19 protein-coding genes and 1 tRNA gene are annotated in these 20,872 nt (G+C 68.5%); 10 read left to right on the plus strand and 10 right to left on the minus strand.

What is annotated here, in order from left to right:
• Positions 1-80 precede the first annotated feature (80 nt).
• Positions 81-641, plus strand: a complete 561-nt coding sequence (locus tag ASC66_RS03985) for a dihydrofolate reductase family protein (protein WP_055834921.1) — start codon at positions 81-83, stop codon at positions 639-641.
• Between the two features lie 73 nt (positions 642-714).
• Here ASC66_RS03985 and ASC66_RS03990 read toward each other — a convergent pair whose 3' ends face one another.
• Positions 715-1,305, minus strand: a complete 591-nt coding sequence (locus ASC66_RS03990; protein WP_055834924.1) for an NUDIX hydrolase family protein — start codon at positions 1,303-1,305, stop codon at positions 715-717.
• 104 nt (positions 1,306-1,409) lie between these two features.
• Between ASC66_RS03990 and ASC66_RS03995 the strand changes: the two genes are divergently transcribed.
• Positions 1,410-2,072 carry a GNAT family N-acetyltransferase gene (locus tag ASC66_RS03995; RefSeq protein ID WP_055834927.1) on the plus strand — a complete coding sequence of 221 codons (663 nt, stop codon included), beginning with the start codon at positions 1,410-1,412 and terminating at the stop codon, positions 2,070-2,072.
• A gap of 10 nt (positions 2,073-2,082) precedes the next feature.
• Entirely contained in the window at positions 2,083-2,736 is a 654-nt protein-coding gene (locus ASC66_RS04000; protein WP_055834930.1) for an alpha/beta hydrolase, read from the plus strand.
• A 149-nt stretch (positions 2,737-2,885) separates the two neighbouring features.
• Here the strand turns inward: ASC66_RS04000 and ASC66_RS04005 are convergent, their stop codons facing one another.
• A complete protein-coding gene (locus ASC66_RS04005) occupies positions 2,886-4,226 on the minus strand; it encodes an aspartate aminotransferase family protein (RefSeq protein WP_055834933.1) in 1,341 nt (446 codons plus the stop codon).
• 167 nt (positions 4,227-4,393) lie between these two features.
• Here ASC66_RS04005 and ASC66_RS04010 point away from each other — a divergent pair, with 167 nt between their 5' ends.
• Entirely contained in the window at positions 4,394-5,932 is a 1,539-nt protein-coding gene (locus ASC66_RS04010) for a PucR family transcriptional regulator (protein ID WP_055834936.1), read from the plus strand.
• A 163-nt stretch (positions 5,933-6,095) separates the two neighbouring features.
• On the opposite strand, the gene ASC66_RS04015 is transcribed toward ASC66_RS04010, so the two are convergent.
• Together ASC66_RS04015 and ASC66_RS04020 are read right to left on the minus strand one after the other, a co-directional pair.
• Positions 6,096-7,604, minus strand: a complete 1,509-nt coding sequence (locus ASC66_RS04015; protein WP_055834939.1) for a CoA-acylating methylmalonate-semialdehyde dehydrogenase — start codon at positions 7,602-7,604, stop codon at positions 6,096-6,098.
• Between the two features lie 110 nt (positions 7,605-7,714).
• The gene (locus ASC66_RS04020) at positions 7,715-8,086 is read right to left on the minus strand and encodes a DUF5997 family protein (RefSeq protein WP_055836315.1); all 372 of its coding nucleotides are present in this window, start codon (positions 8,084-8,086) and stop codon (positions 7,715-7,717) included.
• A gap of 207 nt (positions 8,087-8,293) precedes the next feature.
• On the opposite strand from ASC66_RS04020, the gene ASC66_RS04025 reads away from it, so the two are divergent.
• The 4 genes from ASC66_RS04025 to ASC66_RS04040 all read left to right on the plus strand — a co-directional run bounded on the left by ASC66_RS04025 (position 8,294) and on the right by ASC66_RS04040 (position 10,760).
• Positions 8,294-9,073, plus strand: a complete 780-nt coding sequence (locus ASC66_RS04025; RefSeq protein ID WP_055834943.1) for a LysR substrate-binding domain-containing protein — start codon at positions 8,294-8,296, stop codon at positions 9,071-9,073.
• Complete coding sequence (locus ASC66_RS04030; protein WP_055834946.1) at positions 9,073-9,819, plus strand: glutamine amidotransferase; 747 nt, start codon at positions 9,073-9,075, stop codon at positions 9,817-9,819. The genes ASC66_RS04025 and ASC66_RS04030 overlap by 1 nt, the downstream gene beginning before the upstream one ends.
• 121 nt (positions 9,820-9,940) lie before the next feature.
• Positions 9,941-10,014, plus strand: a tRNA-Met gene (locus ASC66_RS04035).
• A 56-nt stretch (positions 10,015-10,070) separates the two neighbouring features.
• The gene (locus ASC66_RS04040; protein ID WP_162243467.1) at positions 10,071-10,760 is read left to right on the plus strand and encodes a thermonuclease family protein; all 690 of its coding nucleotides are present in this window, start codon (positions 10,071-10,073) and stop codon (positions 10,758-10,760) included.
• Here the strand turns inward: ASC66_RS04040 and ASC66_RS04045 are convergent.
• From ASC66_RS04045 to ASC66_RS18310, 3 genes are all read right to left on the minus strand, one after another.
• Positions 10,757-11,671 carry an arginase family protein gene (locus ASC66_RS04045; RefSeq protein ID WP_082491987.1) on the minus strand — a complete coding sequence of 305 codons (915 nt, stop codon included), beginning with the start codon at positions 11,669-11,671 and terminating at the stop codon, positions 10,757-10,759. The genes ASC66_RS04040 and ASC66_RS04045 overlap by 4 nt on opposite strands.
• Positions 11,672-11,764: 93 nt before the next feature.
• Positions 11,765-12,019 carry a DUF6458 family protein gene (locus tag ASC66_RS04050; protein WP_055834952.1) on the minus strand — a complete coding sequence of 85 codons (255 nt, stop codon included), beginning with the start codon at positions 12,017-12,019 and terminating at the stop codon, positions 11,765-11,767.
• Positions 12,016-12,183, minus strand: a complete 168-nt coding sequence (locus tag ASC66_RS18310) for a hypothetical protein (protein WP_200944690.1) — start codon at positions 12,181-12,183, stop codon at positions 12,016-12,018. The genes ASC66_RS04050 and ASC66_RS18310 overlap by 4 nt, the downstream gene beginning before the upstream one ends.
• A gap of 181 nt (positions 12,184-12,364) precedes the next feature.
• On the opposite strand from ASC66_RS18310, the gene ASC66_RS04055 reads away from it, so the two are divergent.
• Positions 12,365-13,864, plus strand: coding sequence for a DHA2 family efflux MFS transporter permease subunit (locus ASC66_RS04055; RefSeq protein WP_055834955.1), 1,500 nt, complete (start codon positions 12,365-12,367; stop codon positions 13,862-13,864).
• Positions 13,865-13,883: 19 nt separating this feature from the next.
• Here ASC66_RS04055 and ASC66_RS18010 read toward each other — a convergent pair whose 3' ends face one another.
• Positions 13,884-14,537: a hypothetical protein gene (locus tag ASC66_RS18010; RefSeq protein ID WP_157509624.1), complete on the minus strand. Its 654-nt coding sequence runs from the start codon at positions 14,535-14,537 to the stop codon at positions 13,884-13,886.
• 234 nt (positions 14,538-14,771) lie between these two features.
• On the minus strand, positions 14,772-16,661 hold the full coding sequence (locus tag ASC66_RS04060) for a BCCT family transporter (RefSeq protein WP_200944692.1): 1,890 nt from the start codon (positions 16,659-16,661) through the stop codon (positions 14,772-14,774).
• 80 nt (positions 16,662-16,741) lie between these two features.
• Here ASC66_RS04060 and ASC66_RS04065 point away from each other — a divergent pair, with 80 nt between their 5' ends.
• The gene (locus ASC66_RS04065; protein WP_162243468.1) at positions 16,742-19,789 is read left to right on the plus strand and encodes a hypothetical protein; all 3,048 of its coding nucleotides are present in this window, start codon (positions 16,742-16,744) and stop codon (positions 19,787-19,789) included.
• Positions 19,790-19,855: 66 nt separating this feature from the next.
• On the opposite strand, the gene ASC66_RS04070 is transcribed toward ASC66_RS04065, so the two are convergent.
• Positions 19,856-20,845: a LacI family DNA-binding transcriptional regulator gene (locus ASC66_RS04070; RefSeq protein WP_235496726.1), complete on the minus strand. Its 990-nt coding sequence runs from the start codon at positions 20,843-20,845 to the stop codon at positions 19,856-19,858.
• Positions 20,846-20,872: the final 27 nt, after the last annotated feature.

Consider the following 20,872-nt stretch of genomic DNA (forward strand, 5'->3'; position numbering starts at 1 on the left):
GGCACTGGCGGAACGCCGCGGACGCTCCTAGGCTCGACACGCACTCCACTCAACCCTCGCCCGACACTGAGGAGGCCGCCATGGCCAAGTTGATCTACGACGGCCTGTGCTCGCTCGACGGATTCACCGCCGATGCGCACGGCAACTTCGATTTCGCGATGCCGGATGAAGAGGTGCACCGTTTCGTGAACGACTACTCGCGGTCCATCCAGACCTATCTGTTCGGCCGGCGCATGTACGAGGTGATGACGTTTTGGGATTCCGTGGATGACGCCACGGAGCTGCCGGACTACATCAAGGAGTACACCTCGATCTGGCAGGCCGCAGACAAGATCGTCTACACGCGCACCCTGACGGAGCCGGCCGGCCCGCGCACCCGGTTCGAGCGCCGCTTCGACGCGCCAACGGTCAAGGACATGAAGGCGGCATCCGATCACGACATCGGCATCGGCGGCCCGACCCTCGCCTCGCATGCGCTGCGCGCCGGGATCGTCGATGAGATTCGGGTGATCGTCTCGCCGGTCATCCTGGGCGGCGGGCTGCACATGTTCCCCGCCGATGTCACGCACACGCTCGAGCTCATCGACGAGCGCCGCTTCGCCAGCGGGGTCGTGTACTTGAGCTACGCGGTGACGGGCTGAGTCGGCCGCAGCGGTTCCGCGCAAACATCAGCGCGCATCGAAATCAGCGCGCATCGAATCAGCGCGTACCGAATCAGCGCAGGGCGCCGACCGCGGCGAGCGCCTGGCGCAGCAGCACGCCGCGGCCGCCCTCCATCTCGGCGCAGACGGCGTCGGATGCCGCCTCCTCCGGCGTCATCCATGTGAGCTCGAGTGCGTCCTGCCTCGGTTCGCATGTGCCGGTGACGGGCACGACGTAGACCAGCGAGACGGCGTGCTGGCGGTCGTCGTGGAAGGCGGAGAGGCCCGGCATCGGGAAGTACTCCGCGACCGAGAACGGAACCGGGCTGAGCGGCAGTTGGGGAAACGCCATCGGGCCGAGGTCCTTCTCCAGGTGGCGGAACAGCGCGTCGCGCACGGTCTCACCGAACATCACGCGCCCGGAGACGAGGGTGCGCGTCATCTCTCCGATCGCGGTCGCCCGCAGGAGCACCCCGAGCTCCGTCACCTGGCCGAGCCCGTCAACCCGCACGGGAACGGCCTCGACGTAGAGCAGTGGCAGGCGTTCACGGATCTCGGCGAGTTCGAGATCACTCAGCCAGCCCGGTGTCGATGGCATCGCGGGGCGGGGCGGTTCGGAATCCGGAGTCCACTCGGGGTCGGGATCAGGTGTGCGCACGCTCATGGCTCCATTGTGTCTCACCGCGCCTCCGCACGCCGCCGCGCGCGCCAATCTGGCGGAGTCGGTGTCAAGATGGAGCGACGAGCTCCCCGGCAGAAAGGTGTCCGATGCCCGAGACAAGCGACGCGGTCGGCAGCCCGATCCTGCTCAGCGAGCGGCTGCGGCTGCGCCCCGTCACCATCGACGACACCCTCGCGGTGCAGAGCTACCGGGGGCGGGACGACGTCGTGCGCTATCTCACCCACGAACCGCTCTCGCTCGATGCGACCCGCGACAGACTGCGCGTCGGCGTCGAGCACTGGCGACGCTACCCAGCGGACTGGTTCAACGCCAACTTCGCGGCCGAGCTGCTGGAGGATGCCACCGACTCGAGCGGAGGCCGCGTGATCGGCGATCTCCGGGCATGGAACCTCGAGCTCGACGCCAGCGGCCCGGCCACTGAGAGCCCCGACGTGTTCTGGATCGGCTACGCCTTCCACCCCGACATGCAGGGCAACGGCTACGCGCGCGAGGCGGCGGCCCGCATGGTGCGCTGGCTGTTCGAGGAGCGCTCGGCTCGCGAGCTGCGCGCCATCTCCTGGGCGCCCAACACGGCGTCGATCGCGCTGCTCGAGAAGCTCGGATTCCGCATCTTCCTCGAGCTCCCGGCCGAGGCGGAGGACCACCACAAGAAGTTGCCGGCCGTGCACCTGCGCCTCATGCACTCCGACTGGGCGGCCGCCCAGGCCGCCATCCGGCAGAGCACCGAACACACGCCGTCCAAACACTGACAGAGGAATCATGACCGCTCTCCCCCTCGACGCCGACGCCGTGCTGTGGTCGGCCAACGAACACGACCGCGTCGACCGCCCGCTGCTGGTTCTCCTGCATGGCTATGGCTCCAACGAGGCCGATCTCTTCGACCTCGCGCCCTACCTGCCGCTCGAGCCGGTGATCGCCTCCGTGCGCGCGCCCATCCCCATGGGGCAGGGGCACGCGTGGTTCCCGCTCGGCGCCCAGCCCGGCGTGCCAGACCCCCAGCTGGTGACGGATGCCGCCCGCGGTGTGCTGGCCTGGCTCGACGCCCTCACGGTGCAGCCCAGCTCCGTCGGCCTGCTCGGCTTCTCGCAGGGCGGCGCCATGGCCGTGCAGCTGTTGCGGCTGGCGCCATCGCGTTTCGACTACGCCGTCGTTCTCGCCGGTTTCCAGGCCGGCGGCCAGCAGGCGGGCGACACCGAACTCGGAGCCAGCAGGCCACCGGTGTTCTGGGGCCGCGGCACAGCAGACACGGTCATCTCGGCGGCCGCGATCGACCGCACCCAGGCGTGGCTGCCCGACCACAGCACCCTCACGGAGCGCATCTACGAGGGGCTCGGGCACTCCGTGTCGCAGGCCGAGCTGGCCGACACGGTCGCATTCCTCCGTGAACGCTACGCCGAAGCACGAAGCAGCTAGCCACGTCCTGCGGTTCCGCGCCGCACAGTGTGGCGCAGAACCGCAGCAGCTGGCGCGGAGCGGCCGGCCGCGCGGAGTGTAGGGCTCAGCACGGCCGACCGGGATGCCCGCCGGCGACCGCGCGGGGGCCGAGGCGGCCGGCGGGCGGCCTAGGCGGCGGCGACCGCTGCGGTGACCACGCTGAGCGCCTCGTCGATGATGGCGAGGGCGCTGGCGACCTCCTCGGCCGTCACGGTGGCCGGCGGCACGACGTGGATGCGGTTGTCGGCGATGAACGGCAGCAGCCCGCGCTGCAGCAGCTGCGCCTTGAGGGCGCCCATGAACGCGGCGTCGACCGGCATCCGGCTCTCGCTGTCGGCGACGAGCTCGACCGCCCAGAACACGCCGCGGCCGCGCACCTCGCCGATGACGGCGTGACGCTCGGCGAGCGCGCTCAGGCCGGGGCCGAGGTGGTCACGGCCGATCATCGCGGCGTTCTCGACGATCTGCTCCTCTTCGAATGCGGTGATCGATGCGACGATCGACGCGGCGGCGAGCGGGTGGCCGGAATAGGTCAGCCCGCCGGGGAACACGCGCTCGTCGAAGGTCGCGGCGATCTCCTCGGAGATCACGACACCGCCGACGGGGACGTAGCCGGAGTTGACGCCCTTGGCGAAGGTGATGAGGTCTGGCACGACGTCGAAAGCGTCGAAGGCGAACCAGTCGCCCGTGCGGCCGAAGCCGGACATGACCTCGTCGAGGATCAGGAGGATGCCGAATTCGTCGCAGAGCGCGCGCACGCCGGCGAGGTAGCCGGGCGGCGGCACGAGCACGCCGGCCGTGCCGGGGATCGTCTCGAGCAGGATGGCGGCGATGCTCTCTGCGCCCTCTGCCACGATCGTGCGGCGCAGGTATTCGAGGGCGCGCTCGCTCTCCTGCTCCGGCGTCGTCGCCCAGAAGTTGCTGCGGTAGAGGTACGGACCGAAGACGTGCAGGTGCCCGCGGGCGTACTCGTTGGGGATGCGGCGCCAGTCGCCGGTCGCGACGATGGCCGCACCCGTGTTGCCGTGGTACGAGCGGTAGCGCGAGATCACCTTGTCGCGCCCGGTGTGCAGGCGCGCCATGCGGATCGCATTCTCGTTGGCATCTGCGCCGCCGTTGGTGAAGAACACCTTGCTCATGGTGGCGGGGGCGTGCGCGAGGATCTTCTCGGCCGCCGTGCCGCGCACATCGCTGGCGTGGGCCGGTGCGAGGGTCGCGAGCTGGGCGAGCTGGTTCTGGATGCCGGCGATGACGGCCGGGTGCTGGTGCCCGATGTTGACATTGACGAGCTGGCTCGAGAAGTCGAGGTACTCGTTGCCCTCGTAGTCCCAGATCGTCGTTCCCGAGCCGCCGGCGAAGGCGAGCGGCTTGAGGGCGGCCTGCGCCGACCAGGAGTGGAAGACGTTCGCGCGATCACGCGCGACGGCGTCGGCGTTACTCGTCTCGCGGGGGCTGTCGAGGGTCGTCATGGGGGTCCTTCCGTGATGGATGCCACCATCCTGTCCCACCGCGCCCGCCCCACCCACTCGACTTCTGTATAGTCACGCGTAGTTGTCTCAACATATGTACACGGCGCCGGCTGCACGATCCTCACCAGACGGAACCGCATGCGGCACAGAATCGGAAGCGAACAGAGATGCCACCATCCATCCGGGCGATCCTGCAGAACCCCGCGTTCAGCGTGCGCGTTGTCAACACCCAGGGCGGGGCTCCCGCTGGGGCGCCGGACGGCGCGCTCGACGAGCCGCTCAGCTGGGTGCACAGCTCCGACCTGGCCGACCCGACCGAGTTCCTCGAACCGGGTCAGCTGCTGCTCACCGACGGCGCTCAATTCCCGCAGCGGGCCCGCGCGCAGGAGTACTACGACGCCTACGTCGAGCGGCTCGCCGACCTCGGCATCCGGGGCCTCGGCTTCGCCACGGCCGTGATTCACCCGCAGATCCCGCCCCGCCTCATCAGCGCCTGTGAGCGCGCCGGGATGCCGCTGCTCGAGGTCTCGAACCGCACGCCGTTCATCGCGATCATCCGCTTCATCTCCGCCGAGCTCTCGCGCGAGCAGCTGGCGCGCGTGGAATGGTCGCTCAACGCCCAGCGGGCGATCTCCCGCGCCGCCCTCCGCCCCGACGGCCTGCGCTCAATCCTGGCTGAGCTTGAGAAGCAGCTCGGCTGCTGGGTGCTGCTCTTCGATGCGGCCGGCAACCGGGTGCCGTTCCCGACCCGCCACCCCGTCCCCGGCGACCTCGTCGACTTCGTGGCGGATGCCGCGAGACAGGCGCTGAAGAAGGGGACCCGTTCCGCCTCACGCCAGAGCGGGCCGCAGGAGTTCACCCTGCAGACGCTCGGCGGCGGCAAGCGCCTCCGCGGCGCGTTGGCGCTCGGCACCTCGGAGGCGATGGATCCGGCCGGCGCCGATCTGCTCGGCAGCGTGATCGGCCTCGCCAGCCTGGCGCTGGAGCAGAACCGCGCTCTCGACAATGCGCGCCGGCACCTCCGGGCCGGCCTGCTCGAGCAGCTCCTCGCCGGCGACCGCGCCGTCGCCGACCGCACCGCCGAGAAGGTGTGGGGGCGGCTGCCAGAGGAGCCGATCACGGTCTCTGTGGTGCGCGACGCGCAGCACGGCGACCACCTGCTCGAGGCGTTGGAACTCGAATCCGACGAGCACCGCGGCGGCGTGTTCTACGCGCAGCGGAACGATCACATCGTCGCGATCGCCGGGGAGAAGCACGGCGGCGATCTGCGCGAGCTCTTCGCCGCGCACCGGGCGACCGTCGGCAGCTCGACCCCCGTGCGCTACGCCGAGCTGGGCCGCGGGGTAACCGAGGCCGAACGCGCACTGGCGCGGGCGGTGGAGACGGGTGCCGATGGCGTCGGCTTCACCGAGTTGCTCGGCGACGGCATGCTGGGCCTGCTCGGCACCGACCGGGCCGCAGCCGTCGCCCGCGGTGTGCTGCTTCCGGTCGTCGGCCACGACGCGAGGGAAGGCACGGCCCTCGTGCCGACCCTCCGCGCCTGGATCTCCAACAATTGCGCATGGGAGCCGACGGCGCAGCAGCTCGGCATCCACCGGCACACCCTGCGCAACCGCATCGACCTGGCCGGAACCCTGCTTGGGCTCGACCTCGACCTGCTGCAGGATCGCCTGGAGCTCTGGGCGGCGGTGCAGTTCACCGACTAGCGCCGCCCGCAGCCTAGTTCCGGCCGAAGGCGGCGCGCTCCGCGCCACAGTATGGGGCGCGGAGGCCCACGAACTGGCGCAACGCGAAGGGCGGCCCGGCGCTTGCGCACCGGACCGCCATCTGCATTGCGTGTTGGTCGTTCTCGTGTTGGTCGTTTTCGGGTCAGTCGTTCTCGGGGAAGCCGAGGTTGATGCCGCCGTGGGTGGCCGGGTCGAGCCAGCGGCTCGTGATCGCCTTCTGGCGCGTGTAGAAGTCGAAGCCCGCGACGCCATAGGCCTTGGAGTCGCCGAACAGGGAGTCCTTCCAGCCTCCGAAGGAGTGGTACGCGACGGGAACGGGGATCGGCACGTTGATGCCGATCATGCCGACCTCGACCTCGTTCTGGAAGCGGCGGGCGGCGCCGCCGTCGTTCGTGAAGATCGCCGTTCCGTTGCCGAACTGGCCGGAGTTGATGAGCTCGAGGCCCTCGGTGTAGCTCGCGACGCGCACGATGGAGAGCACCGGTCCGAAGATCTCCTCGGTGTAGACGCGGCTGCTCGTCGGAACGGCGTCGAGCAGGGTCGGGCCGAGCCAGAAACCGTTCGGGTCACCGTCGACCTCGATGCCACGGCCGTCGACGACGACAACGGCGCCGTCGGCGGCGGCGATGTCGATGTAGGAGGCGACCTTGTCGCGGTGCGCCTCGGTCACGAGCGGGCCCATGTCGAGGTCGCGGCGGCCGTCGCCGATGCGCAGCGTCGCGATCCGCTCGGTGATCTTCTTGATCAACACGTCGGCGACCGGCTCGACGGCGAGGACCACGGAGATCGCCATGCAGCGCTCACCGGCAGAGCCGAAGCCCGCATTGATGGCCTGGTCGGCGACCAGGTCGAGGTCGGCGTCCGGAAGCACCAGCATGTGGTTCTTCGCGCCGCCGAGGGCCTGCACGCGCTTGCCGTGCTTGGCGGCCGTCTCATAGATGTACTGCGCGATCGGGGTGGAGCCGACGAAGGAGATCGCCTTGACCTCCGGGTGGGTCAGGAGGCCGTCGACGGCCTCCTTGTCGCCGTTGAGCACGGTGAAGACGCCGTCGGGCAGACCGGCCTCCTTCCAGAGCTCTGCCATCCAGAGCGCCGCAGACGGGTCCTTCTCGGACGGCTTCAGCACGACGGTGTTGCCAACCGCGATCGCGATGGGGAAGAACCAGAGCGGCACCATGGCAGGGAAGTTGAATGGGCTGATGATGCCGACGACGCCGAGCGCCTGCTTGGTCGAGTAGACGTCGACACCGGTGGAGACGTTCTCGGAGAAGTCACCCTTGACCAGGTGCGGGAAACCGGTGGCGAGCTCGACGACCTCGAGACCGCGCTGCACCTCGCCAGCGGCATCCGAAAGGGCCTTGCCGTGCTCGGCGGTGATGATCGCGGCCAGTTCGTGCTTGCGGGCACTCAGCAGTTCGCGGAAGTTGAAGACGATCGACTGGCGCTTGGCCATCGAGGTCGTGCTCCACGCGGGGAAAGCGGCCGCCGCGGAGGCGATGGCCTTCTCGATCTCGCCCTGGTCGGCGAGGCCGACGTTCGCGGTCACGACGCCGAGCGCGGGATCGTAGACCGGGGCGGTGCGACCGCTGGTGGGCTCGTGCCGGGTGCCGTCGATCCAGTGCGGGATGGTTGGCAGGTACTTCTCGCTCATGTGGGGTTCTCTCTCTGTGGGGCTGCATCACACACTAGGTATGAGCAGCCCCGCCACATGATGGACATCTGTCAGGGGCAGAGCCCCGGTCTCGACAAACGTCCCGAGCGTTACTTCTTGTTCTTGAGCGCTTCCTTGCCGGCCTTCGCGTCCTTCACGCGGATCTGCTCCTCGCGCACCTCGTGCTGTGTCGCACGCTCGACGACGAGCCACTGCGGCTTGGTCTCGAGCAAGTGCTTGATCTCGGCGGTGGTCAACGGCTCGGTGACCTCGGCACGGATCAGGCCGGAGATCGAGACGCCGAGCTTGGCGGCAACGACGGGGCGCGGGTGCGGGCCGTTGGCGCGCAGTTCGACGAGCCAGACGGGCGGCTCGGCGATGATCGCATCGAGGCCGTCACGGGTGATCGGCTCGCTGGTGAACTCTGCGGGGGCGGCGCTCAGCAGAATGCCGAGCTTCTTGGCCGCCGTCTCCGGCTTCATGATTTGCTGCTTCTTGGGCTTGGGCTGCTGACGCGTGTCTTCGACGTAAACGGGTGCCTCGGCGTTGTCGGCGACTGGCGCGACTGGATTGCTCTCTTCGGTACTCACCTGCCCAGCGTATAGCCTGAAGCTGTGGGTTCAGCATCCGTGCGCCCACCGCCCAGCGCGAGGTCGTCGTGCCGGGCCCAGCCAGCAGAAGGAACCCTCGTGACACTCAAGCTCGGCTTCGTTGAAGGGGTCACCCCCACCAAGTGGATCCGCATCTGGAAAGAGCGATTCGCGGATGTCGCGATCGTCGCGGTCTCGCTGCCGCAGAGCGCGCAGCTCGAGCCGCTCCTCGCAGAACCAGAGGCCGACGGTCACGCCGACGTCGTGCTCGTGCGCCTGCCGCTGAACGCCCCGGACGCGCTCGAGCTCAGCGTCATCCCCCTGTATTCCGAGGTCGCCGTCGTCGTCGTGCCCAAGGACCACGCCATCGCCAAGCTCGACGAGCTCACCCTGGCCGAACTCGCCGAACTCGCCGAACTCGCCGGCGAGAGCACGACGGGTTACGCGCCCGGCGACCCGGACCTCGGCATCGCGATGGAACTCGTCGCCGCCGGCGTCGGGCCGATCATCGTTCCGCACAGCATCGCCCGCCTACACAGCCGGAAGGACCTGACCGCCAGGCCCGTGACGGATGCCGCAGAGACCCGCATCGCGATCGCCTGGCCGACCGACGCCACCACCGAGCACGTCGAGGAGTTCGTGGGCATCGTGCGCGGCCGCACGGCGCAGAGCTCCCGCGGCGTCGCCCCGGAGACCGACGCCAACGGCAAGGTGCTCAGCCGCGCCGCCAAGGCCAAGGCCGCCGCGCGCGCCGTGCGGGAGGCATCGGGCAAGCAGAAGAAGCCGGGGCAGAAGAAGGTGGCCGGCAACGGCCACCGGCCGAACCCGAACCCCGGTCGGCCGCACTCCAACAAGGGCAAGAAGGGCAAGCGCCGCTGATGACCACGAGCCGTCCCTTTCTCTTCCTCTCTGCGCGCCCAGAGGAAGACGCGGTGACCCCGGAGTACGAGGCGATGCTCGCCGCGACCGGCCTCGGCGCCGCCGAGCTGCTGCACCACCGGCTCGACGTCGACGCACTGCCGGCGCTGCCGCTCGACGGCTTCGCCGGAGTGATCGTCGGCGGCAGCCCGTACAACATCACCCAGCTCTCCGAGCGGAAGTCGGCCACCCAGCTGCGGGTCGAGCACGACCTCGCCCGGCTCGCCGACTGGGCGGTCGCCGCCGATTTCCCCGTGCTGTTCACCTGTTACGGCATCGGCATGCTCACCCAGTGCCAGGGCGGCGTCGTCGGCACCGAATACGGCGAGGAGGCAGGCCCCGTCACCGTGACGCTGACCGCCGACGGCCGGGCAGACCCGCTGCTTGCCGGGCTCGAGTCCAGCTTCAGCGCCCTCGTCGGCCACAAGGAGGCGACGAGCGTGCTGCCGGCGTCGGCCACGCTCCTCGCCACGAGCGAGGCCTGCCCCGTGCAGATCTACCGGGTCGGAACGAACGTCTACGCCACGCAGTTCCACCCGGAGGTGCTGCCGCATGACTTCATCGCCCGCGCACACGTCTACAAGGAGCACGGCTACTTTCCTGCGCACGCCCTCGACGAGGTCGCGGCCAGGCTCGCGGCATCCGTCGTCACCGAGCCGCCGAAGATCATGACCCGCTTCGTGGAGCGCTTCAGCACCGTCCGCTAGCCGTACAGCCAGCCGCGCGCAGGCCTGCCTCCGGCAAGGCCCGCTTCATCCTGCGTCACGCGGGGTAGGGCGCCGCAACATCCCCCGGCGCCGTCGACGGCTGCAGGTATCGTCGAGGCATCGCGGCGTACCCAAGTGGTCAAAGGGAACGGTCTCATAGCCCGTCATTCGCAGGTTCGAATCCTGCCGTCGCGTCTGCCGAGGCGCGACCGGCGCCGACCCCCGTCGGGCGGATGCCGTACGCTCGCGTCGTGCCTTCCTCCCCGTCCCGCGCGTCATCATCGCGCCAACGCCGCATGAACCCCTGGCTCCGACTGTTCATCCCGCTCGCGCTGGTGCTGCTGGCCACCGCCGCCATCTGGGCACCGAAGCTCGGCTGGTTCGATCCCCTCGGGGGCGGTTCCGGCACCGGCGCAGACAGCGGCGCGGCGAGCGAGCAGGGCCTCGACGCGGGAGCCACAGTGGAGGGCGACTCCGAGCCTCCGCAGGGCGCTGCGGAGGCCCCTCCCCGCCCCGAGACCGCGGTCGCCGTCACCGTCGACTACGTGCACGACGGCGACACCCTCTTCGTCTATCCGGAGCAGGCCACGGCCGTGCTCGGCAGTACAGAGAAGACCAAGGTGCGCCTGCTCGGCATCGACACCCCCGAGGTGGGCGAGGACGCCGAGTGCTTCGGCGCCGAGGCGACGGAGGCGCTCCGCGCGCTGCTGCCGGAGGGCAGCACGGCGTGGGCGCTCACCGACACCAACCCCACCGACCGGTATGGCCGCAGCCTGCTGCTGATGTGGACGGACGACGGCCGTTTCGTCAACAACGAGATGCTCCTCGGCGGCGCCGCCACCGTGCTGCAGATCGACCCGAACCGGGCGCACACCGAGCTGTTCCACCGGTCAGAGACGGCCGCGGCGGCGTCCGCCATCGGCCTCTGGGGCGTCTGCTAGGCCTCGACGCCCACGCCGGCGGCGATGAGCTCCGCGAGCAGGCGCGCCTGAGCCCCATCTTCGTCCCGGTCCGGATCGAAGACGGTGAACTGCACTCCCAGTGCGCCCGCCGCGAGCGTCGTGAGGAGTTCCACAAACGCCTGAGCGTCCAGCCCACCGGCGTCGGGGCTGTCAACGGCCGAGATGACGGTGGGGTCGAGAACATCGACGTCCACGTGCAGCCAATATCCCTCACGCTCCCCGACAACGGCGAGCGCCCGCTCCGCCGCCGACGCCACTCCCCGGCTCAGCACATCTGATGCCGTGATCACGGCTCCCAACACGCTGCGCACCTCATTCAGGTACTCGTCATCGTCGCGACAGCCGATGTGCACGGCATCCTCGGCGGCGAAATAGGGCCCGAGCCCGTCGATGTTCGCGACAGCTGGCCAGTGCCGCCCGACCGCGGCCGCGAGGTCTTCTCCGGCCAGGCTTGCGCACTCGTCGCTGTTGCCCGGATGCCGAAAATCGCTGTGCCCGTCGATGTGCACCAGCCCAAAACGTCCCTCGCGGCGTGCAAGCGCGATCGCCGCGCCGAGCAGGATGCTGCAGTCACCGCCGATCACCAGTGGGCGCCCTCCGGATGCCACGACCTCTTCGATGCGCGCAGCCAGGCGCAGTGAATGGTCGATGATCGCGGCTTGGTTGCGCAGCTCTCCATCGGCTCGGTGTACATCGTCGACGTAGCGCCCGGCGAGTACGACACCGGCCCAGCCCGCGCCGGCGCGTTCCATCCGTCTGTGAAGCCCGGCCTCGCGCAACGCGCCCGGAGCCTTGTCCGCGCCCGGCACCGCTCCGGGCTCTGGCGGCCTCAGACCGAGATTGCTCGGTGCATCGATCAGCACCCACCGGTTTCCCGCGTCTGAGGTCATGGCCGCAACGCTAGAGGACAGCACCGACTGGCTCGGTCGCTCCGCGACACAAGTCACCGTACTGCAGAGCGACCGGGCGCACACCGAGGAGCGTCACAGCTCCGGGGAGATCTCGTCCTCCCTGCGGGTCATCTGCTCGCCGCGCACCGGGTCAGACACCGACTGGGTGGTCGAGACGGTGCGACGCCGGCGCACGAGCAGTGCGATGCCGATGATCGTGACCACGAGGCCGGCGGCCATCAGAATGTAGCCGACCAGATCGAGGTCGATCCAGTCCACCGTCACGTTCAGCGCGAACGTCAGAATGGCGCCGATCGCGATCAAGAAGATTCCGAGGCCGATGCTCATGGCGTTGTCCCCCTGCCGGAAATCATTCGGATCAGCCACGCGATCACGGCGATGGCCGCCAGCACGATGCCCACCCAGAGTAGGAATTGGAGGGCCTCGACGAGACCCCCGATGATCGCCAGCACCACGGCGACGACAAGTACAACGATCAGCAGAATACTCATGGCTCCACCTCAACTCTCAGCACGGACCCCGAAATCGGTACCCAGCTCGGAGGATACGCGGCAGTCGAGGCAGTGAGAAGGGCTTGACAACGCCCCGGTCGAACTCCGCTCTGGCCGGGGCACCCCACCGGGTTGATACTGGAACGGTCCTGTCGCACCCCGTTCGGAAGGATCACGGATCATGCCAGAGCCCACACCCTCCGGGTTGCCGTTCGACGCACCCTCCGTGCCTGCCACGGCTGCTGCACCGGTATCCGCGGTACCCAGGCGAGCATGGTCTGCGCTCATCGTGCTGCTGCTCGGCATGTTCATGGCGCTGCTTGACACCACCATCGTCAACGTCGCGCTGCCCACGATCCGCACCAGTCTGGACGCCTCAGAGGCGACGCTGTCGTGGATCATCTCCGGTTACGCACTCGCCTTCGGCCTCGCGCTCATCCCGGCCGGCCGCGTCGGCGACCGCATCGGCCACAAGTGGGTGTTCTTCACCGGTCTTGCCCTGTTCACGGTCGCGAGCCTGTTTTGCGGGCTCGCCACGAATGACCTGCAGCTCGTGATCGCCCGTGTGGCCCAGGGCCTCGCGGGCGGCGTCTTCGTTCCGGCTGTCACGGCGTTGATCCAGCTGATGTTCCCGTTGAGCGCCCGCGGCAAGGCGTTCGCGATCATGGGGGCGACGATCGGGGTCTCCACCGCGATCGGCCCCATCCTCGGCGGCCTCATCATCGAGGCGTTCGGAGACGTCAACGGCTGGCGCGTCGTGTTCTGGGTGAACCTGCCGATCGGCGTCATCGCGTTGATCGCGGCGGCCATCCTGCTGCCAGCCAGAGGCGGGCCCCGGGTCAGGACCGCGACCGATCCGGTCGGACTGCTGCTGCTCTCGGCCGGACTCATCGCCATCCTCGTCCCGTTGATCGAGGGGCAGGATCTCGGCTGGCCACTGTGGACGTACCTCACGCTCGCAGCCGGGGCCGTGCTCATCCTGCTGTTCGCGCTCTGGGAGCTGCGCCTGGCCCGACTCGGCCGCTCGCCGCTCGTGCCGCCGCGCCTGTTCTCCCACCCGGCGTTCAGCGGCGGCGTGATCCTCGCGCTGGTCTACTTCGCCTCGTTCACCGGCATCTTCTTCACGATCTCGCTGCTCTGGCAGGCGGGGCTCGGCCACACGGCACTCGAGGCTGGCCTCGTCTCGCTGCCCTTCGCGATCGGCAGCATCATCGGCGCGGCCCAGAGCGACCGACTGTCGCGGTTGTTGGGCCGCACCGTTCTGGTGATGGGCACCGCGCTGGTGAGTATCGGTCTCGTCTGGGTGTGGCTGGTGCTGCTGCTCACACCGGCCGCCGAGCTCAACAGCTGGCTGCTGCTGGTGCCCCTGTTCATCGCCGGTGTCGGCAATGGCTGCTTCATCGCCCCCAACGCCCAATTCATCGTCGCCACCGTCGACCGCTCGGAGGCGGGCGCGGCGAGTGGCGTGATCAGTGTCATGCAGCGCGTCGGCGCGGCCATCGGCATCGCCGTCGTGGGCAGCGTGCTCTTCGGCACGCTGAACGTGACGGCGAACACGCCGGAGGCGATTGCGGACGCGTTCGCGAGCAGTGCGGCATCCGCCCTCGCGGTGAGCGCCGGCCTCAGCATCGTCGCGTTCCTCTTCGTCTTCACCCTGCCGAAGCGGGCTCCGACGCACTAGAGCGGCGGCTCCCGATGTCTCATGAAGTCGGATCAGGGTGTGGGGGGCCGCTATTGCCGGATGGTCGCGACGCGTGGGAACGTAGAAGCCCTTTGACCTCCTCAATCGTCTTTCGCCCGACCGCGAATCCGCCTAGATCTTCCCTGACCAACACGAAAGGGACTTCGGCCGAGTCGCCGATGGCCAGATGCAGCGCACGGTGCCGAATGCCATGGTCGTTGAACTCACCGTCTTCGACATCGCCGACTTCGCCCCACGAAACTGACCATATGCGACCGGGCTCGCCAGTCGACCGGTCGTCGCCCCAGAGTGAGAGCCCATCAACACCAATCTGCAACGTCGGGTGTGGAGAAATGTCGATGCCAGGCAGAGCGCCATCGGCTGTGCACTGGAGGGCATCGCGCAAATCCTGCGTGTTCACCGTCGTGTAGAGGACGGCATCTGGCATCGCACGCCGTAGCTTCCGAATCCTCTTTCTTCCTTGTCGACTAATGAACCGAATAACGACAACGAAGAGAAGGAAACCCAGGCTGAGTCCGAGGAACGGAAGCGTGATCCGCTCAGCCAGTGAAAGCCCCCTTGCTGAATCACGAGAGATCTGGCCGATAGTCGCGAGCACCAGGATGAGCGCGGCAATGACAAGCAGCGGCACCCGTGAAGTATTGCGATACATCGTCAATTATTCTCTGTCCCCCGCGACGCACGCGGATGCAAGCCGCCCGCGTTGCGTGTGGGGACCACGTCGTGGATGGCAGCGAGTCCTGAGTGGGCTGAAGCGAGGGACTCTGCAGGCATATGGCGATGATGCCAGATGGCGCGGCCGTTGCCGCGGCACGCAACCACGTGATGTGGCCATTCGCGGGCTGCCGATGAGAGCTGATGGGAAGCTACCGCGACCGCCCGGCTTCTAACGCGCGCTCGGTTCGTCCGGCTCAATCTCGGCTCTGCCAGCGTCGTCGGCACCTTCGGCGTCCGGCTCATCGCCGCCCTGCCCCAGGTTGAGCATCGCCGCCTCGATGTCGTCGGCCGCGGCATCATCGATGGCCCGCTGCTCGGCCTCCATGAGGGTGTCGATGGCAGCCGTCGACGGTTCGGGGTTCGGCAGCGCGCTCGCCGTGGTGACGACGATGACCGGCTCCTCCACCGGCCGCCGTCGGAGCGGCCACGGCCAGAGTGCCGGCCGGGGCGGTGCGGACTCCTCGCCGCCGCCGTCGTCGGCATCCAGACCATAGAAGTCGCCGATGTCGTCGACGAACTGCGCCCGCCGCGCAAGCTCGTATGCTCTGCGCTCCCTGCTGAAGGCAATCACGGTGGACCAACAGATCAGCAGCATCACGACGCTGAACGGCAGGGCGATGATGATCGCGGCCGTTTGCAGCGCGACGAGCCCGCCAGAGAGCAGCAGCGCCGCGGCCAGCAGCGCCGTGATGACAGTGAAGAAGACTCGCACCCATCGTGCGGGGTGGATCTGTCCGCCGGATGCGAGCATCCCCATCACCAGAGCGCCGGAGTCGGCCGAGGTGATGAAGAACACACCGATCAGGATGATGACACCGATCGTGAGCACTTGGCTGCCAGGAATCTGGGCGAGCATGGCAAAGAGGGCTCCTTGCAGCTCGACGGTTCCGTCTTCACCGACGAGGGTGCCGGGGTTGGCGAGCTCCATGGCAATGGCGGTGCCGCCCAGAACGCTGAACCAGAGGATGCCGATGAGCGTCGGAACGATGATCACTCCGGTGACGAACTGCCGCACCGTGCGACCCTTCGAGACGCGGGCGATGAAGACGCCGACGAATGGCGCCCACGAGATCCACCATCCCCAGTAGAACGAGGTCCACTGCGCCTGCCACGCCTCGCCCTCCTCGCCGGTGAACGCGCTCACGTTGAAGGACAGGCTGATGAAGTTCTGGATGTACGAGCCGATGGACTGCACGAATTCGCGCAGGAGGAACGTCGTCGGGCCCATCACCAGCAGGTAGACGACGAGCAGCCCGGCCAGCACGAGGTTCGCGGTCGAGAGCCACTTCATGCCCCTGGTCACACCGGAGAGCACCGACCACAGCACGAACACGGAGATGACGCCGATGATCAGCAGCTGCATGAGCTCGGTCGGCTCGCCGAATCCGGCGGCGCCGAGGCCCGCGCTGATCTGCAGCACGCCGAGGCCGAGCGAGGTGGCCACACCGAACAGCGTGCCGACGAGAGCGACGGTGTCGATCGCGTTGCCCCAGCCGCCGCGGACACGTCGACCGAGCAGCGGCTCGAGCGCCCAGCGCATCGAGAGTGGACGCCTGCGCCGGTGGATCGCGTAGGCCAGCGCCAGGCCGACGACGACGTAGATCGACCAGGCGTGAATGCCCCAGTGCAGATAGGTCTGGGTGAGCGCCTGCTGGGCCAGCTGCGCCGGGGTGCCGGCGACGCCGGGTCGTGGGTCCGCGTAGTGGCTGAGCGGCTCGCTCACACCGTAGAAGACGAGGCCGATGCCCATTCCCGCGGCGAAGAGCAGCGAGAACCACGACATCAGCGAGAACTCGGGTTCCTCGCTGTCTTTCCCGAGCCGTATGTCGCCGAAACGGCTGAATCCGAGGAAGAGACAGAACACCACGAAGAACGCGGCGATCAGCACGTAGTACCAGCTGAAGGTATTGACGATGCTGGACTGGATCGCGCCGAACATGGCTTCTGCAGCCGCCGGGGCAAGCAGCGCGAAGCTCACGAAGAGCGCCACGATCACCGCCGCGGGCCAGAAGACCCACCGTTTCACCGCGGGCTGTTTGGACTTCTCCGCAATTGCCACATCTCTCAGGCTACTCACTCGGCCGTGGCCTGCCCAGTTCTCGGCTCGGCGCGCACTAGTCTGGCCCAGTGAAACGTGCGATGAGGCAGAGACTGACGCTCCTTGGTGCCGCGGCGGCGCTTCTCGCACTCGGCGCCGGCGTGGCGGTGCAGGTCTCGGATGCGCTGGGCCTGCAGAGTGAGCCGTCGGTCGGAATCCCTGTTGAGGAACTCGCGGTCGCCCCAACGCTGGCCGCCGTGTTGCCACCCCGTTTCACCGGCATTGATGCGCCAGACGATCTGCGCACGAACACGGCTCTCGACGAGCTGCGCGAGGCCGTTGCCGATGCGGGCGCGACGGCGGGGACCGCGACGCTCACCGTGAGATTCGATGCCTTCGAACCGGAGTCGGAGCAGAGCTATGCGGTCTCCGGCAGCGCGGAGGCGATCACCATCACCGCCCCCACCCGCGCCGGCGCCGTGCTCGGCGTCTATGACCTGGCGTCCGCGGTGCGGGCCGGGCGCTCCGTCACAGAGAATCTCGGCCAGACCGTCGACTCGGCGCTGCCGTTCCGCATGGTCGACCTCGGAGCAGTCGGGGTGAAGCCGGATGCCGCGGCCTACGCTGACGGCACCGACTACTCGCACAACTCCAACGCCTTCAAAGACGTGATGCTCGCGGACGCCCCGTACATCGACACAGCCGAGCTGGCCATCGCGACAAGCGAATTCGAGGAGTACGTCCGCCACTCGCTCGCCCTCGGCTACAACGCGATCGCGGTGCCTGGCTTCATCGAGTACCTCACCTTCGACGCGGTCGGAGACGGCACCGAGATCTACGGCGCCGATGATCCGCACCGGGCCCGCGCTCTCGCCATGCAGGAGGCATTCGGCCCGCTGCTCGAGTACGCGGACGAGCTCGGCATGAAGGTCTACCTGCGCACCGACATGCTCGCGCTCAGCACGCCGCTCGCGCAGTACTTCGATGAGACCTTCGGCGGGCTCGCCACCGAGGACCCGAGGTTCTGGGACGTCTACCGCGCCGGACTCGATGAGCTCTACGCCGCTCTGCCCGTCGTCGACGGCGTCGTCATCCGTATCGGCGAGGCCGGTCGGGTCTACGACCTGCCCGGTTGGGACTACTACTCCGAGCTGGCCGTGACCTCGGTGGACGCGGTGCGCGCCATGCTCACGACCTTCAGCGATCAGGCCGAGGAGTCCGGACGTGAGGTGATCTTCCGCTCGTGGAGCGTCGGCGTCGGAGCGGTCGGCGACATGCACACGAACCCGGAATCCTACGCGCAGGTGCTCGACGGCATCGACTCACCCGCGCTCGTCGTGTCGACGAAGTACTCCCTCGGCGACTTCTACAGCTACCTCCCGCTGAACACGACGCTCGAGACGGGCAGTCAGCGGCGCATCGTCGAGTTCCAGAGTCGGCGCGAGTTCGAGGCATTCGGCGCCCTGCCCAACGATCTCGGATCGCTCTACCAGACGGCGCTGGCCCACTTCATCGCCAGCAATCCGAACGTCGAGGGGATCTGGACCTGGACCCAGGATGGCGGACCGTGGCGTGCCGGACCCCTCACACTTGAGCTCAAGGCCGGCTTCTGGCAGCTCTACGAGTTGAACACCGAACTCGCCGTGCGGCTCGCCCGCGATCCATCGCTGGACCCGGCTGCGCTCACGGCCGACTGGATCCATGAGTGGTTCTCCGATGATCCGGCCACCGTGGAGGCGATCGCCACCGCCATGTCCGAGTCGAGGGATGCCGTGACCGGCGGGCTCTACATCGGACCATTCGCCTCCCAGCGGGTCGAGGCGCTCGGACTCGAGCCGCCGCCCATGATGTGGATCTTCGAATGGGACATCCTCACCGGAGACAGCGCGGTGCTCTCCGTGATCTACCACGTGAGCAAGTCCGAGCTCGAGACGGCGATCGCGGGGGGCGCCGAGGCCGTGCGGACCGCCGAATCGATGCGCGATCTCGTCGCGGCATCCGACCCGGCGACATGGAAAGACCAGGCGCTGCGCGAGCAATTCGTTGCCGCCCTCGACTACCAGGTGAATCTGTTCGAGACGCTCGGCTCCTATCGCACCATGGTGCTGCGCCACAGCCAATGGCTCGACACCGGGTCGAGCACGGCCAAGGAGCAGTGGGCCGCTGCACGCACGGCGTTCGACGGTTTCGCCGCTGAGCACGAAGCCCGATACGGCGAGTCGATTGAGCTGCCGGCCTTCAACCTCACGGCGGCTCGCATCGGCGAGACCAGGGCGGCCCTCGACCTGCCGATGGCGTGGCTGGCGCGCGTCGTTGGCGTGCTGCTCGTGCTCTGGCTCGCACTGGGCGTCCTGGCGCGCCGGCCCCGCTTCGCGGCGTGGCCGGGAGCCGGAGCCGCGCGGGCCCTGTGGCTCGCCGGGACGCGGCCCTGGCGTGCCGCGGACGCCGTCGCCGGGCTCGGGACCGGCTCCCGGGCGCTCCTCGTTGTGGTGCCGGCCGTGTTGCTGGTCGCGAGCCGCGGAATCTACACCTGGTTCCTGTCGCCGTCGCACCTCTTGTTCACCACCGCTGCCTGGCTCATCTTCGCCGCGGCCATTGCGCTCGCGCTGCGGCGCCGCTCCCCGTGGGCGGTCATCGCTGCCGTGGGTGGGGCCGTGCTCCTGCGCACGCTCCTGCTGCTCGCCGTGCTCGCGGTGCGCGGCCCGGGCCACTACTGGTTCGAGTTCTGGACCGATCCACTCGCCCGCACCGCCTACATCACCGTGGCGTTCGCCCTGTTCCTCTGGGTCCTCGTCGCGGCGGGCTGGTCTCTCGGCATCCAGATCGGTGCACGACGGGCGACCGGGGTCATACTCGCCGCGGCCGGCCTGGTGCTCGCGGCGCTGGGCGGCTTCCTCGCTGTGGTCGGGCTCGAGCAGGCGCTGACCGTGTGGAACGACGAGATGTCGCTGCTGCCGTGGGGGCTCTCACGCATCCTGGGCCTCACGGTCTACCTCGAGATTCCCGCGGCCACGCCGTGGTACGCCGTGGTCGGCGGTGGGATCCTGCTGCTCATCGGGCTGCTCCTGACCTTGCCATGGCGCCGCGCCTCTCGCGGGCCGTCGGCGCAGCGTGCCGAGCCCCACGCGGCACCCGACGCGCGGCCGTGACGGCCGCCGCGTCTCGCGCAACTGTGCTGCATACGCCACAAGCGAGGGAGCCAACGGGGCGATCGATCAGACCGAGCGGCGCACCACGAGCGAGCAGTCAGCGATGATCTCGCGCGGAGGGTCCTCCCGACCGTTCACGCGCGCCCAGAGCATGTTCACCGCGTGTTTTGCAATCTGGTCGGTTCCCGGCTCGATCGTTGTCAACGGGGGCGAGCAGTACTGCGAGGTCGGCGTGTTGTCGAATCCGATCACGGCGATGTCCTCGGGAACGCGCAGGCCGTTGATGGCGATTGTGTGGAGTGCGCCGATCGCGAGCGTGTCGTTGAAGCAGAAGACCGCATCGGGGCGTTCGTCAAGGTTGAGCAGGTGCGCCATCGCTGCCGCGCCGTCTCGAAGGTGCCACTCCTCGGCGACGACGATCCGCTCGTCCGGCGTCGGCAGCCCTGCTGCCCGCATTGCCTGACGGTACCCCTCCAATCGCAGCGAGGCGGCGCTCACCGTGTTCACGCGGGGGTTCGACCCGATTGCGGCTATCCGGGTGCGGCCGCGGTCGATGAGGTACTGCGTTGCCATGGCGGCCGCCTCGGTGTTGGCCATCGCGACATGGTCGACGGGCCCGTTGAAAATCCGGTCTCCGAGGATGACCAGCCGATCGCCACCCGTCAGATATCGCTCGTCTCCCGGGCCGAGGGCGTGTGGTTGGAAGATGAGCCCATCGGAGTGCTGCCGGCGCACCCCGGAGAGGATCGCGATCTCGGCCTCTCGGCGTGCCCCGGTCTGTTCGATGACAACCGCCCAGTCGTATCGCTCGGACTCCACGATGATGCGGCGGGCGAGGTCGCTGAAGTACTCAATGCCGAGGTCGGGGATGGCGAGCGTGATCGTTCCCGTGCGGCCCGTCTTCAGACTGCGGGCCGAGGTGTTCATGCGGTAGCCGAGAGTCTCGACCGCGCGGAGCACGCGTTCTCGCGTCTCAGGCCTGACCGAGGGGCTGTCCGAGAGCACATTGGACACCGTGCGCGCGGTCACGCCGGCGAGCCGGCCGACGTCGGCCATGGTCACGCTCGTCGCCTTGTTGGCCAC

It is taken from the genome of Leifsonia sp. Root4, from assembly GCF_001425085.1.
Taxonomy (GTDB): Bacteria; Actinomycetota; Actinomycetes; order Actinomycetales; family Microbacteriaceae; genus Microterricola.

Excerpts from the sequence above, each read along its gene's own strand:
- ASC66_RS03985 (WP_055834921.1), top strand. The coding sequence starts at position 81 with ATGGCCAAGTTGATCTACGACGGCCTGTGCTCGCTCGACGGATTCACC.
- ASC66_RS03990 (WP_055834924.1), bottom strand. The coding sequence starts at position 1,305 with ATGAGCGTGCGCACACCTGATCCCGACCCCGAGTGGACTCCGGATTCC.
- ASC66_RS03995 (WP_055834927.1), top strand. The coding sequence starts at position 1,410 with ATGCCCGAGACAAGCGACGCGGTCGGCAGCCCGATCCTGCTCAGCGAG.
- ASC66_RS04000 (WP_055834930.1), top strand. The coding sequence starts at position 2,083 with ATGACCGCTCTCCCCCTCGACGCCGACGCCGTGCTGTGGTCGGCCAAC.
- ASC66_RS04005 (WP_055834933.1), bottom strand. The coding sequence starts at position 4,226 with ATGACGACCCTCGACAGCCCCCGCGAGACGAGTAACGCCGACGCCGTC.
- ASC66_RS04010 (WP_055834936.1), top strand. The coding sequence starts at position 4,394 with ATGCCACCATCCATCCGGGCGATCCTGCAGAACCCCGCGTTCAGCGTG.
- ASC66_RS04015 (WP_055834939.1), bottom strand. The coding sequence starts at position 7,604 with ATGAGCGAGAAGTACCTGCCAACCATCCCGCACTGGATCGACGGCACC.
- ASC66_RS04020 (WP_055836315.1), bottom strand. The coding sequence starts at position 8,086 with ATGAAGCCGGAGACGGCGGCCAAGAAGCTCGGCATTCTGCTGAGCGCC.
- ASC66_RS04030 (WP_055834946.1), top strand. The coding sequence starts at position 9,073 with ATGACCACGAGCCGTCCCTTTCTCTTCCTCTCTGCGCGCCCAGAGGAA.
- ASC66_RS04045 (WP_082491987.1), bottom strand. The coding sequence starts at position 11,671 with ATGACCTCAGACGCGGGAAACCGGTGGGTGCTGATCGATGCACCGAGC.
- ASC66_RS04050 (WP_055834952.1), bottom strand. The coding sequence starts at position 12,019 with ATGAGCATCGGCCTCGGAATCTTCTTGATCGCGATCGGCGCCATTCTG.
- ASC66_RS18310 (WP_200944690.1), bottom strand. The coding sequence starts at position 12,183 with ATGAGTATTCTGCTGATCGTTGTACTTGTCGTCGCCGTGGTGCTGGCG.
- ASC66_RS04055 (WP_055834955.1), top strand. The coding sequence starts at position 12,365 with ATGCCAGAGCCCACACCCTCCGGGTTGCCGTTCGACGCACCCTCCGTG.
- ASC66_RS18010 (WP_157509624.1), bottom strand. The coding sequence starts at position 14,537 with ATGTATCGCAATACTTCACGGGTGCCGCTGCTTGTCATTGCCGCGCTC.
- ASC66_RS04065 (WP_162243468.1), top strand. The coding sequence starts at position 16,742 with ATGAGGCAGAGACTGACGCTCCTTGGTGCCGCGGCGGCGCTTCTCGCA.
- ASC66_RS04070 (WP_235496726.1), bottom strand. The coding sequence starts at position 20,845 with ATGGCCGACGTCGGCCGGCTCGCCGGCGTGACCGCGCGCACGGTGTCC.